This window comes from Kaistia geumhonensis, assembly GCF_030815145.1.
Taxonomy (GTDB): domain Bacteria; phylum Pseudomonadota; class Alphaproteobacteria; order Rhizobiales; family Kaistiaceae; genus Kaistia; species Kaistia geumhonensis.
In genome coordinates, this window is the sequence record NZ_JAUSWJ010000001.1 from 1,968,526 (window position 1) to 1,985,763 (window position 17,238).

General features: G+C 69.6%; 15 protein-coding genes. 9 read left to right on the forward strand and 6 right to left on the reverse strand.

Translation table 11 applies throughout. The features are described from left to right. Positions 1-113 precede the first annotated feature (113 nt). A complete protein-coding gene (locus QO015_RS09295; protein ID WP_266279866.1) occupies positions 114-2,246 on the forward strand; it encodes an acyltransferase family protein in 2,133 nt (710 codons plus the stop codon). 11 nt (positions 2,247-2,257) lie between these two features. On the opposite strand, the gene QO015_RS09300 is transcribed toward QO015_RS09295, so the two are convergent. Further along, positions 2,258-3,349 carry an Ldh family oxidoreductase gene (locus QO015_RS09300; RefSeq protein ID WP_266279865.1) on the reverse strand — a complete coding sequence of 364 codons (1,092 nt, stop codon included), beginning with the start codon at positions 3,347-3,349 and terminating at the stop codon, positions 2,258-2,260. Positions 3,350-3,496: 147 nt separating this feature from the next. Here QO015_RS09300 and QO015_RS09305 point away from each other — a divergent pair, with 147 nt between their 5' ends. The 8 genes from QO015_RS09305 (at position 3,497) to QO015_RS09340 (ending at position 12,654) form a co-directional block, all read left to right on the forward strand. Next, positions 3,497-5,914, forward strand: a complete 2,418-nt coding sequence (locus tag QO015_RS09305) for a thiamine pyrophosphate-binding protein (RefSeq protein WP_266282392.1) — start codon at positions 3,497-3,499, stop codon at positions 5,912-5,914. Between the two features lie 92 nt (positions 5,915-6,006). Then, positions 6,007-6,474 carry an RrF2 family transcriptional regulator gene (locus tag QO015_RS09310; RefSeq protein WP_266279863.1) on the forward strand — a complete coding sequence of 156 codons (468 nt, stop codon included), beginning with the start codon at positions 6,007-6,009 and terminating at the stop codon, positions 6,472-6,474. After that, a complete protein-coding gene (locus QO015_RS09315) occupies positions 6,461-7,372 on the forward strand; it encodes an NAD(P)/FAD-dependent oxidoreductase (protein ID WP_266279862.1) in 912 nt (303 codons plus the stop codon). Before QO015_RS09310 ends, QO015_RS09315 begins: the two co-directional genes overlap by 14 nt. A 78-nt stretch (positions 7,373-7,450) precedes the next feature. Further along, on the forward strand, positions 7,451-9,049 hold the full coding sequence (locus QO015_RS09320; protein WP_266279861.1) for an ABC transporter substrate-binding protein: 1,599 nt from the start codon (positions 7,451-7,453) through the stop codon (positions 9,047-9,049). Continuing rightward, entirely contained in the window at positions 9,046-10,113 is a 1,068-nt protein-coding gene (locus tag QO015_RS09325) for an ABC transporter permease (RefSeq protein ID WP_370877409.1), read from the forward strand. Before QO015_RS09320 ends, QO015_RS09325 begins: the two co-directional genes overlap by 4 nt. Beyond that, positions 10,113-11,027 carry an ABC transporter permease gene (locus QO015_RS09330; protein WP_266279860.1) on the forward strand — a complete coding sequence of 305 codons (915 nt, stop codon included), beginning with the start codon at positions 10,113-10,115 and terminating at the stop codon, positions 11,025-11,027. The genes QO015_RS09325 and QO015_RS09330 overlap by 1 nt, the downstream gene beginning before the upstream one ends. Further along, positions 11,024-11,860, forward strand: coding sequence for an ABC transporter ATP-binding protein (locus tag QO015_RS09335; protein WP_266279858.1), 837 nt, complete (start codon positions 11,024-11,026; stop codon positions 11,858-11,860). Before QO015_RS09330 ends, QO015_RS09335 begins: the two co-directional genes overlap by 4 nt. Positions 11,861-11,862: 2 nt before the next feature. Next, positions 11,863-12,654, forward strand: coding sequence for an ABC transporter ATP-binding protein (locus QO015_RS09340; RefSeq protein ID WP_266279857.1), 792 nt, complete (start codon positions 11,863-11,865; stop codon positions 12,652-12,654). Here QO015_RS09340 and QO015_RS09345 read toward each other — a convergent pair. The 5 genes from QO015_RS09345 to QO015_RS09365 are packed head-to-tail and all read right to left on the reverse strand — an operon-like array spanning position 12,651 to position 17,146. Further along, entirely contained in the window at positions 12,651-13,703 is a 1,053-nt protein-coding gene (locus QO015_RS09345) for a dipeptidase (protein WP_266279856.1), read from the reverse strand. The genes QO015_RS09340 and QO015_RS09345 overlap by 4 nt on opposite strands. 23 nt (positions 13,704-13,726) lie before the next feature. Continuing rightward, the gene (locus tag QO015_RS09350; protein ID WP_266279855.1) at positions 13,727-14,737 is read right to left on the reverse strand and encodes a branched-chain amino acid ABC transporter permease; all 1,011 of its coding nucleotides are present in this window, start codon (positions 14,735-14,737) and stop codon (positions 13,727-13,729) included. After that, positions 14,734-15,642, reverse strand: a complete 909-nt coding sequence (locus tag QO015_RS09355) for a branched-chain amino acid ABC transporter permease (RefSeq protein ID WP_266279854.1) — start codon at positions 15,640-15,642, stop codon at positions 14,734-14,736. Before QO015_RS09355 ends, QO015_RS09350 begins: the two co-directional genes overlap by 4 nt. Further along, on the reverse strand, positions 15,639-16,391 hold the full coding sequence (locus QO015_RS09360; RefSeq protein ID WP_266279853.1) for an ABC transporter ATP-binding protein: 753 nt from the start codon (positions 16,389-16,391) through the stop codon (positions 15,639-15,641). The genes QO015_RS09355 and QO015_RS09360 overlap by 4 nt, the downstream gene beginning before the upstream one ends. Continuing rightward, positions 16,388-17,146 carry an ABC transporter ATP-binding protein gene (locus QO015_RS09365; protein WP_266279851.1) on the reverse strand — a complete coding sequence of 253 codons (759 nt, stop codon included), beginning with the start codon at positions 17,144-17,146 and terminating at the stop codon, positions 16,388-16,390. Before QO015_RS09365 ends, QO015_RS09360 begins: the two co-directional genes overlap by 4 nt. Positions 17,147-17,238: the final 92 nt, after the last annotated feature.

A 17,238-nucleotide genomic window follows, 5' to 3' on the forward strand; every position in this document is an offset into this window, starting at 1 on the left:
GGATGGCGATATCGGCGGCATGACCAGCCGGTGGCCCGGCTGCCGCAGGCTTGCGAGCGCGCGGCCGCTGACGCATAAGGCGGCGTCCTTCTCCCCAGTGCGGGGTCTACCGCATGCGCCTCGGCGCCGATGCCCACCCTGGCGAAAGCCGATCACCCGGCAGGCCCGTCACCGCGGCCGAGAGCGGCTACAAGCCCCATGTCGACGGCCTTCGCGCCATCTCGATCGTGGCCGTGGTTGCCTATCACGCCGGCGTGCCGGGCGTCGGCGGCGGTTTCGTCGGCGTCGACATCTTCTTCGTCATCTCCGGCTTCCTGATCATCAACCAGATCGTGGCCGGCCTCGAGGCCGGGCGCTTCGGCATCTTCGATTTCTATGCCCGGCGCGCGCTGCGCATCCTGCCGGCCTATTTCGTGATGCTGGCCGTCACGGTCGCGATCGCCGCGATCCTCCTGCGCTCGCCAGCGGACCTACGCGGCCTCGCCCGATCGGCCGTGTTCGCGCCGACCTTTCTCAGCAATGTCTATTTCTGGCTGAGCAGCGGCTATTTCGACACGAGCGCCGATCTGAAGCCGCTTCTGCACACCTGGTCGCTGGCGGTCGAGGAACAGTTCTACCTCGTCGTCCCGCTGCTGATGGCCGGGCTGTTCGCCCTCGCCCGCCGGCGCTCGTGGCGCCCTCGCCGCCTGCTCGGGCTCGCCGCCACGATCATCGCGATCGCCAGCCTGATCGGCTGCATCCTCTTCACGCCGCCCGATGTCGACCTGCGCGTCGCCGAGCGTAACCCGGCCTTCTTCCTGGCCTGGTGGCGCGTCTGGGAATTCGTCGCCGGCGGCGTCATCGCCGCTGCCGCCGCGACGCCCTGGCTGCGCAGCTCGCGCCTCATGGCTGGCCTTGCCGGGCTCGCCGGCCTCGCCATGATCGCTCTGGCCGTCGGCTTCGTCGGCCTCGGCTGGCTGGGCGTCGGGACCGGCACCGAGGATCGCGTGCTCGGCTATCCCGGCTATGCGGCGCTGCTGCCGGTTCTCGGCGCCATGCTGGTCATCCTGTCCGGCCTCGTCGATCCTCGGTCGCCGTCGAGCCGGCTGCTGTCGCTGGCACCGGTCGTCTTCGTCGGCCAGATCTCCTATGCGCTCTATCTCTGGCACTGGCCGCTGCTCGTCTTCGGCCGCCTGCTGCCGACCGATGCGCCGCCCGCCCTGGTGAGCGCCGTAGCGGTCGCCCTCGCAGTGCTGCTGGCCGTGGCGACGCGCATCCTCATCGAGCTGCCGATCCTCGCCTGGCGCCGCCGCTCCACGCTCGCACCGGGAAGCCGCCTCGCCTTGCGCATCACGCTTGGCGGCGTCGCCGCCTCCGTATTCATGGCGCTCGCGGGCACCGGGATCGCCGAGCTCGGCTATCACCGCGCGCGTACCGACCCGACGACGGCCCGCATCGACGCGGCCGATGTCGCCGGCCGCAGCGGCTGCCTTTCGACATCGCTCGACGCGCAGTTGGCCTGTCTCGCCGAGCCGGGGTCGCTCGGAGTTCTCTTCGGCGATTCGCATGCGCTGGCGATGCAGCCCCGCCTCGGCTTCGAGGCCGAGCGGAACGGGACGCGGCTGCTGCAGATCACCGGCCCCGGCTGCAATCTTCAGAACCTGATGCTCGATCCCGCTGCCAGCCGCGACGATGCTGCCTGCGGGCCGATGGCCGAACGGCTCGACCGCTTCCTGCCGCAGCTCGGGACCGAGGCGGGCTTCGCGATCTTCGACGGCTATTGGGAAGCCGTTCCGAGCTTCTATCACGGGCCGGACACGGCCTGGGCCGAGGAGCGCTTCGGCTCCGCCCTCCGCGCCATGCTCCAGCGCTTCACGGCCGATGGCACGCGGCGGATGCTCGTGCTCGGACCGCTGCCGAAGTTCGAGCGCACCGACCCGCTGAACTGCATCGATCTCAGCGAGGCGCTCGGCTTCTCGACCGACCGCTGCGGCGTTCCCCGCGCGGAGGAAGACGCGCGGCGCGCCAAGACGGTGGCGATCATGCGCGGCATCGTCGGCGAATTCGCCAACGCCCGGTTCGTCGACCCGATCGACGTCTTCTGCGATGCGCGCCTCTGCATGCCGCAGAAGAACGGGGCGATCGCGTTCTTCGACGACCACCATGTCAACGCGATCGGCGCCAAGGCGGTCTATGACGCCTTTCCGGCCGACTTCGCCTGGGCGTTCGGAACCGCGGCGGCGACGGCGAGCCAGCCGGCGCCGTAGCGCGCGGCCGCTCAGGCGACCGGCGGCAGCGGCGCGATCGACAGTTCCCCGGCCAAGGTGTCGAAGGCCTCCTTCAGCGCCGGCGCGACCGGAATTCCGTTCGCGCTCCGCTCGGCCTCGACCTTCCACTCACGATCGCCGGGCGCCATGACGCTCTTGCCGTCCCGCGCCGGAGAGGCGCGAAGATTGGCGAGATAGGCGGCCATGCCGGCGTCGTAGAGCGCGCGCGGAACGAAGCGCTCCGGATCGATGACGATGAAGAAATGGCCGAGGCGACGCGGGGTGGTCCAGTCCGGGCCGACCATGCCGAGCAGGTCGGCGCAATGCGGCATGCCGGTCATGACGGCGGACAGGATCTCCATCACCGAGGCGAGGCCGGCGCCCTTGTGTCCGAAGGCGAGGCCGCCGAGCGGCAGCAGCGCCGCCGATTCGAGCGGCTCGACGGTCGGCTTGCCGGTCGCGTCCACCGCGACATCGGCCGGAAGCTTCAGCCCCTTCGCAGCCATGTCCTGAACGCGGTTCCAGGGAACCATGCTGGTGGCCATGTCGAAGAGATAGGGGCGGTTGCCCGTCACCGGGGCGGCGAAGGACAGCGGATTGGTGCCGTGGAACGGCGCGACTCCGTCATGCGGCAGCACGAAGCTGTCCGAATTGCAGAAGGCGAACGACACCAGGCCGGCCGCCGCCGCGCGCATCGGATAGCAGCCGGCGGCGCCGAAATGCGAGGAGTTGACGACCGCCGCCGCCGCGATGCCGGTCTCGCGCGCAAGGCGCATGGCCTCGTCGATGGCGAAGAAGCTCGCGTGATGGCCAAAGCCGTTGTCGCCGTCGACGATGACGGTCGAGGGACCGGTGAGCTTGGCGCCGAGTGCCGGGGAAGGGTTGATGCGGCCGGTGCGCACGACCTTGGCGTAGTGGACGAGCAGCCGGCATCCATGACTGTCGACGCCGCGGAGCGACGCCTGCGTCAGCGCATCGGCGACCGAGGCGGCCTGAGTCGCCTCGCTGCCGGCAGCGCTGAGCGCCGTCTCGATGAAGCCGCGAACGGCCGCGCCGCTCGCCCTGAATTCCGCCGCCGGAGCCGCGCCCGATGCTGCCGTCATGTTTCTCGTCCTCGCCGGCCGCCGCGCCGGGGCCTTACCGGGCAAGCCGAGTATCACGGACCGGCGCCTCGCGTCATCTTCGTTCGACGTCGGCGCAAAGCGGCGATAATCTCTCGTTCGCGACGAGCAAGGGAGGTTGCCGTGCCGATGGATGTCCTGACCGAGACCGGGCGGCCCGCCGCCATCCTCGCCGAGCTGGAGAAGAAGGTCCTGTGGCTCTCCGCCTGGATGATCCACAACGCCAACCACCTGCGCCCCAACGACGAGGGCATCAAGATCGGCGGCCATCAGGCGTCGTCCGCCTCGCTCGCCACCATCATGACGGCACTCTATTTCGAGGCGCTGCGGCCGGAGGATCGCGTCGCGGTGAAGCCGCATGCGAGCCCGGCCTTCCATGCCATCCAATATCTCCTCGGTCGCCAGAGCCGCGAGAAGATCGAGGCCTTCCGCGCCTTCAAGGGCGCGCAGAGCTATCCCTCCCGCACCAAGGACACCGACGACGTCGATTTTTCGACCGGCTCGGTCGGCCTCGGCGCGGCCCAGACGCTGTTCTCGGCGCTGGTGCAGGACTATGTCCGCGCCAAGGGCTGGACCGGCGGGCGCAAGGCGGGTCGCATGGTGGCGCTCGTCGGCGACGCCGAGATGGACGAGGGCAACATCTTCGAGGCGCTGCTCGAGGGCTGGAAGCACGGCCTGCGGAACTGCTGGTGGATCGTCGACTACAACCGCCAGAGCCTCGATGCCGTCGTCCGCGAGGGCCTGTGGGAGCGCTTCGAGGCGATCTTCGGCAATTTCGGCTGGGACGTCGTGATCCTGAAATATGGCCGCCTGCTCGAGGCCGCCTTCGCGGAGCCGGGCGGCGAGCGCCTGCGCGACTGGATCGACAACTGCCCCAACCAGCTCTATTCCGCGCTCTGCTTCCAGGGCGGCGCAGCGTGGCGCAGGCGCCTCCTCGACGAGATCGGCGACCAGGGGGCGGTGACGGCGCTCGTCGAGCGGCGGAGCGACGCCGAACTCGCGAGCCTGATGACCAATCTCGCCGGCCACGACCTGCCGAGCCTCACCGAGGCCTTCGCCAGGGCGCGCACGCATGAGCGGCCGACCTGCTTCATCGCCTACACGATCAAGGGCTTCGGCCTGCCGCTCGCCGGTCACAAGGACAACCATGCCGGGTTGATGACCCCGGCGCAGGTCGAGCAGCTTCGCGAGGCGATGCATGTGCGGCCCGGCCATGAATGGGACCGCTTCGAGGGCCTCGCGACGCCGGCGGCGGAGATCGAGGCGTTCCTCGCCGAGGTGCCCTTCGCCACGAGAGAGAAGAGCGGTCCCGCGCCGGTCGTCGCGGTTCCCGATCAATTGCCGGTACCGCCGGCAGCCGGGCGGCAGCTTTCCACTCAGGCGGGCTTCGGCCAGATCCTCAACGAGATCGCGCGGGAGGACAGCGACCTCGCCCGCCGCATCGTGACCACCTCGCCCGACGTCACCGTCTCGACCAATCTCGGGCCTTTCGTGAACCGCCGCGGGCTGTTCGCGCGCGAGAACATGGCCGATCTCTTCAAGGCCGAGCGGATCCCCTCGACCTTCAACTGGGACTTCTCGCCCTCCGGCCAGCACATGGAACTCGGCATCGCCGAGATGAACCTCTTCCTGATGCTCTCGGCGCTCGGCCTCTCGCATGCCATCAACGGCGAGCGGCTGCTGCCGATCGGCACGCTCTACGACCCGTTCATCTATCGCGGCGCCGACGCGCTCAACTATGCCTGCTACCAGGATGCCCGCTTCATCCTCGTCGCGACGCCGTCCGGCATCACGCTGGCGCCCGAGGGCGGCGCGCACCAGTCGATCGGCACGCCGCTGGTCGGCCTCGCGCAGGACGGGCTCGCGGCCTTCGAGCCGGCCTTCGTCGACGAACTCACGACCATCCTCGCCTTCGGCTTCGACTATATCCAGCGCGCCAAGGCGGATGGCGAGCCCGACGAGCGCACCTGGTTGCGCGATGAAACCGGCGGCTCGCTCTATCTCCGCCTTTCGACGCGGCCGATCGAGCAGCCGCCGCGGCCGCTGACGCCGGAGCTTTCCCGCGCCATCGTCGACGGCGCCTACTGGCTGCGCGAGCCGGGGCCGAACGCCGAACTCGTCATCGCCTATCAGGGCGCGGTCGCGCCGGAGGCGATCGCGGCGACCGGGCTCCTCGCCGAGGACCGGCGCGACATCGGCCTCCTCGCCGTGACCTCGGCCGACCGCCTCAACGCCGGATGGACGGCGGCGGGACGGGCGCGCGAGCGCGGGCTCGTCCATGCCCGCTCGCATGTCGAGCGGCTGTTCGAGCCGCTGCCGGCGCATTGCGGCCTCGTCACCGTCATCGACGGCCATCCGGCGACGCTCGGCTGGCTCGGCTCCGTCGCGGGCCACCGCACTCGCTCGCTCGGCGTCGAGCATTTCGGCCAGACGGGCACGATCGCCGATCTCTACCGCCATCACGGCATCGACGCCGAGGCGATCGCCCGCGCCGCATCGGCGCTCGCCCCCGCCCGCCCCGTCCGCCACCTGAAGCCAGCCTCCTGAGGCCGGCGGAGGCGCCGGCCAGGCAGCGGCGGCACCCCCGACCTGCCGAGGGGGTCTTGACGCACGCACTACCATGTAACATATGAAATTACATGAAACGCGATAGTCGGCTCTCGGGCGTGCTGCACGTCCTCCTTCACATGGCGGAAATCACCGGGCCCGTGACGTCGGAAACGATGGCGCGCGCCATGCAGACCAATCCGGTCGTCGTCCGGCGGATCATGGCCGGGCTGCGCGAGGCGGGGCTCGTGCGCTCGGAGAAGGGGCATGGCGGCGGCTGGACCATCGGCCGCCCGCTCTCGGCGATCACGCTCCGCGACATCTACGACGCGCTCGGGCGGCCGGACCTCTTCGCCATCGGCAACCGGACGGAATCGCCCGGATGCCTGGTCGAGCAGGCGGTGAACGCCGCGCTCGACGACAGCCTCGCCGAGGCCGAGGCGCTGCTCATCGCCCGCTTCGGCACCGTGACGCTCGCCGCGCTCAGCGCAGACTTCCACGCGCGGATGGTGGCCAGCGGCCGCTCCGTCGATCTGGAGACCAATCATGCCCCCATTTGACGCCATCATCATCGGCGGCAGCTTCGCCGGTCTCTCGGCCGCGCTGCAGCTCGCGCGGACCGCCCGTCCCGTCCTCGTGATCGACGCCGGCCGGCCGCGCAACCGCTTCGCCGCGGCTTCACATGGCTTCTTCACGCAGGACGGCAACAATCCGCTCGCCATGATCGCGGCGGCGCGCGAGCAGTTGCTGTGCTATCCCAATGCTCGCCTGATCGAGGGCGAGGTGACTGAAGTCGCGGGCGGCGACGGCGCCTTCGAGGTCACGACCGGCGCCGGCGATGCGTTCCGCGCCCGCAAGCTGGTGCTCGCCTATGGCGTTTCGGACCGGCTGCCGGATGTCCCCGGGCTCGCCGAGCGCTGGGGCAAGACCGTGCTGCATTGCCCCTATTGCCATGGCTACGAGTTCGCCGGCCGCCGGATCGCCGTGCTGCAGTCGCATCCGATGGCGTCCCATCAGGCGCTGCTCGTGGCAGATTGGGGGCCGACGACGCTTCTCGTCAACGGCGGCACGGAGCCCGATGCAGAGACCGCGGCAAAGCTCGCCGCGCGCGGCATCGCTATCGAGACCGCCGCCGTGCTCGGCCTTCGCGGCGAGGGCGAGGGGCTCGAGGCGGTCCTGCTCGCCGATGGCCGCACGCTGCCGGTCGACGCGCTCTATGTCGGGCCACAGCCGCGTTCCAACAGCGATCTCGCCGAACGGCTCGGCTGCGCGATGGACGAGACGCCGCTCGGCTCGATCATCCGCACCGACGAGCGCAAGCACACCACGGTCGCGGGCGTCTTCGCGGCCGGCGACATCGCGCGGGTGCCGCACAATGCGACCTGGGCCTCCGCGGACGGGGTGGCGGCCGGCGTCTTCCTCCACCAATCGCTCGTCTTCGAGCCGCTGGCGGCCTGACGTCGCGCAAGGCCATGGACGGCGGCGCCGCGGCGATGCAGACTCCCGTGATCTTGCCTCATGCAGCGGGGAGCGATCATGGGTCTCGCATTCGTCAGGAGAGGTTTCGGAGCGGCCGTTGTCGCCGCCTTGCTGGCCACGACACCGGCTCTCGCCGCCACACCGAAGGACACGCTCGTCCAGGCCTGGATGATCGACGACATCATCTCGCTCGACCCGGCCGAGATCTTCGAGATCTCGACCACGGAGATCGCCGGCAACACCTATGAGCGGCTGATCGGCTACGATCTCGACGACGTCTCCAAGATCTTCGGCGTCGTCGCCGAGAGCTGGACCGTCTCGGACGACGGCAAGACGATCACCTTCAAGATCCGCGAAGGGCGGAAATTCGCCTCGGGCAATCCGATCACCGCCGCCGATGTCGAATTCTCGCTTCAGCGCGCGGTGCTGCTCGACAAGTCGCCCGCCTTCATCATCAACCAGTTCGGCATCACCAAGGACAATGTGAAGACCGCCATCAAGGCGACGGGCGACTACACGCTCGACTTCACCATGGACCGTCCCTATGCGCCGAGCTTCGCGCTCTACGCGCTCACCTCGTCGGTCGCCTCGGTCGTCGACAAGAAGCTCGTCATGGAGCACGAGGCGAATGGCGACTTCGGCTATGAATGGCTGAAGACGCATTATGCCGGCTCCGGCCCGTTCACGATCCGCGACTGGCGCGCCAACGAAGTGGCGGTGCTGGAGCGCAACCCGAACTATTCCGGCACGCCGGCCCCGCTCGCCCGCGTCATCTACCGCCACATTCCCGAGACGGCGACGCAGCGCATCCTTCTCGAGAAGGGCGATGTCGACATCGCCCGCAATCTCGGACCGGAAGAGATCGCCGCGGTCTCGACCAATCCCGACATCAAGATCCAGTCGGCGCCGAAGGGGACGCTCTATTATCTCGGGCTCAACCAGAAGAACCCCGAACTCGCCAAGCCCGAGGTGCGCGAGGCGCTCAAATATCTGGTCGATTACGAGGCGATCGCCGACACGATCATGAAGAACCAGGCGAGCGTGCACCAGGCGTTCCTGCCCAAGGGCTTCCTCGGCGCCGTCAACGACAACCCGTACAAGCTGGACGTCGACAAGGCGAAGGCGCTGCTGGCAAAGGCCGGCCTGCCGGACGGCTTCACCGTGACCATGGATGTGCGCTCGGCCCAGCCGATCACCGGCGTCGCCGAAGCGATCCAGTCGACATTTGCCAAGGCCGGCGTCAAGCTCGAGATCATCCCGGGCGATGGCAAGCAGACGCTGACGAAGTACCGCGCCCGCACCCATGACATCTATATCGGCGTCTGGGGACCGGACTATCAGGACCCGCATACCAACGCGCAGACCTTCGCGTCCAATCCCGACAACAAGGACGACGCCTCCTCCAAGACACTCGCCTGGCGCAACGCCTGGCCGACGCCCGAACTCGGCAAGGAGGTGGACGCCGCGATCCTCGAACGCGATCCGGCCAAGCGCGCCGCGCTCTACGAGGCCATGCAGCGCGAGGTGATGGCGGACGGCCCCTTCGTCATCATGTTCCAGCAGACGGAGAACGCCGCCGAGCGGGCCAATGTGAAGGGCTTCATCATGGGCCCGTCCTTCGACAACAATCTGGCCACGGCGACGAGCAAGGAGTGAGCCTCGACCAGAGCGCCCTCGCGGCGCGGCCGGAGCGGCGCGGCGCAGCCGCGCTCGGTCTTCTCGGCGGCATCGCCGGATTCCTGCTGACGCTGGCGATCACTCTGCTCGGCCTCGTGGTGGTGACCTTCGTGATCGGCCGGGTCGTGCCGATCGATCCGGTGCTGGCAGTGGTCGGCGACCGCGCCTCGGGCGACGTCTATGCGCGGGTCAGGGCCGAGATGGGGCTCGACCTGCCCCTTCTCGAACAGTTCCGCATCTATCTCGTGAAGGCGGTGACGGGCGATTTCGGCCGCTCGGTGCTGACGACCAATCCGGTCATCGACGACATCCGGACCTATTTCCCGGCAACCATCGAGCTCGCCACGCTCGGCACGCTGATCGGCACCGTGATCGGCATCCCGCTCGGCGTCTTCGCGGCGGTGCGCTCCGGCAGCTTCCTCGACCAGGTGGTGCGCATCGTCGGGCTCGTCGGCTATTCGGTGCCGATCTTCTGGCTCGGCCTGATGGCGCTGCTGCTCTTCTATGCGCGGCTCGATTGGGTGGCGGGGCCCGGCCGGCTCGACATCGCCTATGACTACATGGTGACGCCGGTGACCGGCATGATCACCGTTGATGCGCTGATGCAGGGTCAGACGGAGGTGTTCTGGAACGCCGTCTCGCATCTCGTGCTGCCGGCCTGCCTGCTCGGCTATTTCTCGCTCGCCTATATCAGCCGCATGACCCGCGCCCTGCTCCTCAACGAACTCGGGCAGGAATATGTGATCACCGCGCGCGTGAAGGGCCTCTCCGAGACGCGGGTGATCTGGCGACACGCGCTGAGGAACGCCGCCGTGCCGCTCCTGACCGTGGTCGTGCTCTCCTATGCGACGCTGCTGGAGGGGTCGGTGCTCACCGAGACGGTCTTCGCCTGGCCGGGCATCGGCTCCTACATCACGAACTCGCTGCAGAACGCCGACATGAACGCCGTGCTCGGCGGGACGCTGGTCGTCGGCGCGGCCTTCGTGACGCTCAACCTTCTCTCCGACCTGCTCTACCGCCTGCTCGATCCGAGGACGCGCTGATGGCCGCCGCTTCCTCGCTCCGTCTCTGGCTGACGACGTCGGAGCCGCGCTCGCGGGCGCAGGCGCGGCTCGGCGGGCTCTATCAGGGCTTTCGCCGCCTTGCCCGCAACCCGACGGCCATGGTCGGCCTCGCGGTGGTGGTGCTGCTCGTTGTCGTCGCCGCCTTCGCGCCGCTTCTCGCCACCCATTCCCCGACGGCCGGCGGCGATCTGCGCACCGAGCGGCTGTTGCCGCCGGGTCCGGTGTTCTGGCTCGGCACCGACGACCAGGCGCGCGACATCAATTCGCGCATCATCTACGGCTCGCGGCTGACGCTCGCGGTGGTCGTTCTGGTCACGGTCATCGCGACGCCGATCGGGCTCGCGATCGGCACGATCTCCGGCTATTTCGGCGGCTGGATCGACCGCATCCTGATGCGGATCACCGACATCTTCCTGGCCTTCCCCCGGCTCGTGCTGGCGCTCGCCTTCGTCGCGGCGCTCGGGCCGGGCATCGAGAATGCGATCATCGCCATCGCCATCACGGCCTGGCCGCCCTATGCGAGGCTTGCCCGCGCGGAAACGCTCACCATCCGCAACAGCGACTTCATCCACGCCGTGCGCCTGCAGGGCGGCTCGTCGGCGCGCATCCTCCTGAAGCATGTGGTGCCGCTCTGCCTCTCCTCCGTGACCGTCCGCGTGACGCTCGACATGGCCGGCATCATCCTCACCGCCGCCGGGCTCGGCTTTCTCGGCCTCGGCGCGCAGCCGCCGACGCCCGAATGGGGCACGATGATCGCGCAGGGGCGCCGTTTCCTGATCGACCAGTGGTGGGTCGCGGCCATGCCGGGCATCGCGATCTTCGTCGTCTCGCTCGGCTTCAACCTGCTCGGCGACGGCCTCCGCGACGTGCTCGACCCGAGGAGCGTGCGATGACGACGCCGCTCGTCGAGGTCGAGGATCTCTCGGTCGGCTTCGACCTGCCGGACGGGCGGGTCGAGGCGGTACGCGGCGTCTCCTTCACCCTCGGCCGCGAGCGGCTCGGCATCGTCGGCGAGAGCGGCTCGGGCAAATCGCAGACCGGGCGCGCGCTGCTCGGTCTCACGGCGAAGAACGGGACCGTGACCGCGAAGCGGCTCGCCTTCGACGGCATCGACCTCCTTCGCGCTTCCGAGCGGGAGCGGCGGGCGCTGCGCGGCAGCCGCATGACCATGGTGATGCAGGATCCGCGCTATTCGCTGAACCCGGTGATGACCGTGGAGCAGCAGATCGTCGAGGCCTATCGCGCGCACCGCCGCGTCTCCCGCGCCGAGGCGCGCGACGCGGCGCTCGCCATGCTCCAGTCGGTGCGGATCGATCAGCCGCAGCGCGTGCTGGCGCTCTATCCGCACGAGCTTTCGGGCGGCATGGGCCAGCGGGTGATGATCGCCATGATGCTGATCACCGGGCCGGAGCTGCTCATCGCCGACGAGCCGACCTCGGCGCTCGACGTCACCGTGCGCGGCGACGTGCTGCGCATTCTGGATGCGCTGGTCGCCGAGCGCGGCATGGGCCTCATCCTCATCAGCCACGATCTCGAGCTGGTCGCCTCGTTCTGCGACTGCGTGCTCGTGATGTATGCCGGCCGGATCGTCGAGGAACTGCGCGCCGATGCGCTGCATGACGCGAAACACCCCTATACGCGCGGGCTGATCGGCTGTCTGCCAAGGCTGGATCGCGACCGCCATCCGCTGCCAGTGCTCGACCGCGACCCGGCCTGGGCGCTGTGAAAATGGCCGAAACGCTCCTCGCCATCGACGATCTCCGCGTCACCTTCGGTGTGGGCCGGTTGCATGTCGCCGCCGTGGAGGGCGTCTCGCTGCGGCTCGAAGCGGGCGAATCGCTCGGCCTCGTCGGCGAATCCGGCTCGGGAAAATCGACCGTGCTGCGCGCCGTCACCGGCCTCGCGCCGGTCGCGGGCGGCTCGATCCGCCTCGCGGGCGAACCGGTACGCCTGCCGCGCGGCATGGACTTCTACCGGACGGTGCAGATGGTCTTCCAGGACCCGTTCGCTTCGCTGCATCCCCGCCACACGGTCGACCAGATCCTCGCCGAGCCGCTCGCCATCCACCGCGTCGCCGATGCCGACGCCCGCATCGTCACCGCGCTCGCCGAGGTCGGGCTCGGCCCGTCCTACCGATTCCGCTATCCGCACCAGCTCTCGGGCGGCCAGCGGCAGCGCGTCGCCATCGCCCGCGCGCTCGTGCTGCGGCCGCGCCTCGTGCTGCTCGATGAGCCGACCTCGGCGCTCGACGCCTCGGTACAGGCGGAAATCCTCAATCTCCTGGAGACGCTTCGCCGCGAACTCGGCCTCTCCTATGTGCTGGTGAGCCACGACCTCGCCGTCGTGGCGCATCTCTGCGAGCGGCTCGTGGTCATGCGCCGGGGCCGCATCGTCGAGGAAACGACCGCCGACGCGCTGCGGAGCGGAACGGTGCGCGACGCCTATACGCGAGAGATGCTGCGGGCGAGCAAGGGCTTCACCCGCGAACCGCCCGCTGGGAGCGGCCTTCAGCCGTCCTAGCCGATCGTCTTCTCGAGAACGCGCAGCCAGTTCCCGGTGCCGAGCTTCCTCAGCAGCGGCTCGTCATAGCCATGCGCGCGCATCGCCGCCACGAGGGCGGGAAGCCCGGCGGCCGAGCCGATGGCGGACGGGATCATCGCGCCGTCGAAATCGGAGCCGAAGCCGACGCGGTCCTCGCCGAGACGGGAGATCAGGTGGTCAAGATGGCGCAGCATCGTGTCGAGCGGCGTGTCGGCATCCATGCGCCCGTCCTCGCGCAGGAAGCAGGTGGCGAAGTTGAGCCCGACCATGCCGTCGCTGTCGCGGATGGCGTCTAGCTGCCGATCGGTGAGATTGCGCGCCGACGCCGTCACGGCATGGGCATTCGAATGGGTCGCGACCAGCGGCGCATCCGACAGCGCGGCGACGTCCCAGAAGCCGGCCTTGTTCAGATGCGACAGGTCGATCATGATGCGAAGCGCGTTGCACGCTGCCACGAGCGCCTTGCCGGCATCGGTGAGGCCGGGGCCCGTGTCGGGCGAGCCGGGAAAGCGGAACGGCACGCCATGGCCGAAGGCGTTCGGCCGGCTCCAGACCGGGCCGATGGAACGCAGCCCCGCGGCATGGAACACGTCGAGCGATTCGAGCGAGGGCTCGATCGCCTCGGCGCCTTCCATGTGCAGAACGGCCGCGAGCGCGCCGCGCGCCATCGCCGCGCGGATCTCGGCGGCGCTGCGGCAGATCGCGACGGCGCCGGCCGCCTCCCGCTCGATGCGGAAAAGGAGCGAGGCCATCGCCATGGCCGGGCCGCGCGCATCCTTCGTCGGCAGCGGATCGGGCAGCGGAACGTCATAGCTGCCCGCCATCATCGAATCGGCATAGGCGAAGCCGCCGGGCGAGGGAACGAACACGGCGAACAGTCCGCCGGTGAGACCGCCCTGCCCCGCGCGCGGCAGGTCGAGCTGGCCGTCCTCCGTCCCCGCGACGAAGGCGCGGGCGCCGTCCACCCGCCCGTACAGGCGTAGCAGGACATCGTTGTGTCCGTCGAAGATCGGCAGGAGATCGGCCATTTCGGGTCCTTCGGTCCGGGTCTTCAGGTCTTGTCGGCGGGCATGCCGGTGCGCTCGCGCGCACCCGGGTCGGCCCCCGCGCCAGGCACGCTCTCGACATCGCGCGAGACGGTGGCGCGCTCGCCGATGAGGCCGCGCGGGCGGATAAGCAGGATCAGCGCCAGCGCGACGCCGATGGCCACGATCTGAAGCGCCGCGGCGCGGGCCTGGTAGGACGGCGCGACGAGGCTGCCGACCGCGAGGCTCGAGAGGCTCCACAGCGCCCAGACGACGAGCGCGCCGATGAGCGCGCCGCGATTGTTGCCGGAGCCGCCGACGATCAGCATGGCCCAGACCTGGAAGGTCAGGATCGAGAGATAATTGTCCGGGGCGATGAAGCCGATGAAATGCGCCTGCATGGCGCCGGCGAGGCCCATGATGGCACCGCCCAGCGCAAAGGCCTGCAGGCGGTAGGCGTTGACGTTCTTGCCGAGTGAGGCCGCGGCCGCCTCGTCCTCGCGGATGGCCCGAAGAACGCGGCCGAAGGGGCTGCGCGTCAGCGTCTCGAGCATCAGGAAGAGGCCGAGCGTCACCGCGCCGGTCAGCGCGAGATTGGCGACATTGAAGGCGAGCGGATTCTCGGCAAGGCCGGCGAAGGGGCGCGGGATGAAGGCGATGCCGAACGGCCCGCCGGTCAGCGCCGTCGCGTTCAATGCCACGACCTGGATGGTGACCGCGATGCCGAATGTGGTCATGGCGAGATAATCGGCGCGCAGCCGCAATGTCGCGATGCCGACGACCAGCGCCGCGCCGCCGGCGAGCACCATCGCCAGCAGCCAGCCGGCGGCGATCGGCCAGCCGAAGCCGCCGAACCGGTCGGCCGCATCGGGCGTCGTCACCAGCGCCGAGGCATAGGCGCCGATCGCCGCGAAGCCGGCGACGCCGACATTGAAGAGCCCCGTCTGGCCCCATTGCAGATTGAGGCCGAGCGCCAGCACGCCGAAGATCAGCGCCGTGACGAGGAAGAAGGCGCCGTAGCCGATGAGGTCGATCATCCCTCGCGCACTCCGAAGAAGCCGCGCGGGCGGAAGAGCAGCATCGCGATCAGCAGCAGGAAGGCGACCGCGGCGCGATATTCCGAACCGACGAACTGCACCGCCGCCGCCTCGCCGATGCCGACGACGAGGCCGCCGAGGATGGCGCCCCAGACGCTGCCGATGCCGCCGAGGATCGCGGCGGCGAAGAGCGGCAGGAGCAGGTCGAAGCCCATCTGCGGCCGGATCTGCACCGTGAGGCCGAGCATGATCCCCGAGACACAGGCAAGCGCGCCGCCGATGAGCCAGGTGGCGCGGATGACGGCGGCGACATCGATGCCCACGACGCGGGCGAGCGCCGGGTTCTCGCTCACCGCCCGCATCGAGCGGCCGACATGGGTGCGCGTCAGAAGGAGATGCATCGCCGCGACCACGATCACGGCGAGGCCCATCATCGCCGCCTGGTCCGGCGTCACGCGGATGCCGAGCCCGATGGGCATCGCGATCTGGATGGCGCGGCTGAAATAGGCCGGCTCCGAGGTGAAGAGGAATTCGAGCAGCGCCCGCAGCGCCAGCGAGGCGCCGAAGCTGGCGATCACCATGACGATGCCGTGGCCGGTGCGGCGAAGCGGGCGGAACAGGGCGAGGTCGAGCGCGAGAGCGAGGAGACCGGTGAGCGCCATGGCGACGACCGCCCCGACGACGAGCGGCCAGCCGAAGGAGAAGGGCACGAAGCGCGCCGCCGGGAGCAGCGTTCCGGCCAGCGCGCCGGTCACGGTCAACGCGAGATAGGCGCCCCAGCTGATGAAATCGCCATGGGTGAAGTTGGAGAAGCGCAGGATCGAATAGGTCAGCGTCAGGCCGACCGCGCCGAGGCCGATCAGCGCGCCGGCGAAGATGCCGTCTGCGAGGAACTGGAGGCTCAACGGCGCGTCCTTTCGAGATCGTCGGCGCCGCCGAGGCCGAGATAATGCGCGGCGATCTCCGGATCGGCGGCGAGCGTCGCGGCCGGCCCCTCGTGGCGGTTGCGCCCGTCGGCCAGGATATAGGCGCGGTCGGCGATGGCGAGCGCCGCGCGGGCGTTCTGCTCGACGAGCAGGATGGTGACGCCGGTGCGGCGGATCTCGGCGAGCTTGGCGAAGACCTCGCCGGTGAGCTTCGGCGAGAGGCCGGCCGAGGGCTCGTCGAGCATCAGCACGGTCGGGCTGATCATCAGCGCGCGGGCGACGGCCAGCATCTGGCGCTGGCCACCGGAGAGCCGGCCCGCGGCAAGGCGGCGGCGGGCGGAAAGATCGGGGAAGAGCGCGAACATCGCCTCGACGCGCGCACGGCGCTCTGCCGGCGCCACGACATGACCGGCCAGCACGAGGTTCTCCTCGATGCTCATGGTGGTGAAGATGTTCTCCGTCTGCGGCACGAAGGCGAGGCCGAGCCGGACCATGCGATGGGCCGGGCTGCGGGTGATGTCGCTGCCGGAAAGGCGCACGGCGCCGCGCGAGACCGGCACGAGGCCGGCCATGGCCTTCATGAGCGTCGACTTGCCGGCGCCGTTCGGGCCGAGGAGGACGACGATCTCGCCGCGCCCGACCGTGATCGAGGCGCCCTTCACGATGGGAAGGCCCGGCTCGTAGCCGGCCTCGATGTCGGTTGCCGACAGGACGGGGGCCTCGCTCACGCGGCGACCCCGCCGAGATAGGCCTCGACGACACGCGGATCGCGCGCCATCTCGGCCGGCCGGCCGCGGCCGAGGACGCGCCCTTCCGCCATCACGACGACTTCGCCGCACAGGCGGGCGACGAGGTCCATATTGTGTTCGATGATCAGGAAGGTGATGCCGCGGGCATTGATCTCCTCGATCCGGGCCATGATCGTCTCGAGCAGAGCCGGATTGACGCCCGCCGCCGGCTCGTCGAGCAGGATGAGTTTCGGCCCCGCCATCAGCACGCGGGCAAGTTCGAGCAGCTTGCGCTGGCCGCCGGAAAGCACGCGCGCCGGCTCGCGCTCGACGCGCGACAATTCGAGGAAGGCGATGATGTCGCGGGCGCGTTCGATGTTGCGCCGCTCCTGCGCCCGGACGGCGCCGCGCGCGAAGAGCGCCGGCAGGAGCCGCTCGCCCGGCTGGTCCTGCGCCGCCGCCAGAACATTCTCGAGCACCGTCATCGCCGCGAAGGGCTTCGGGATCTGGAAGGTGCGCGCGAGGCCGGCCGCGATCCGCCGATGCGCCGGCTCGTGCTCGATCGCCCGGCCATCGACGCGAATCGACCCGGCATCGGGGGCCAGCGTGCCGGCGATCAGGTTGAAGGTCGTCGTCTTGCCGGCCCCGTTCGGCCCGATCAACCCCGTGATCGCGCCGCGCGCGACCGCGAAGCTGACGCCATCGACGGCGCGAAAGCCGTCGAAGGACTTGGAAACCGATTGAACTTCAAGCATGCCTGCGCCAGACCAAGGCGGGTGGACCGGATCGGGCCCTGCGGCCCAAGCCCGTTTCACCATGGCTCAGGCGAGTTCTCAAGGGGCGGCGC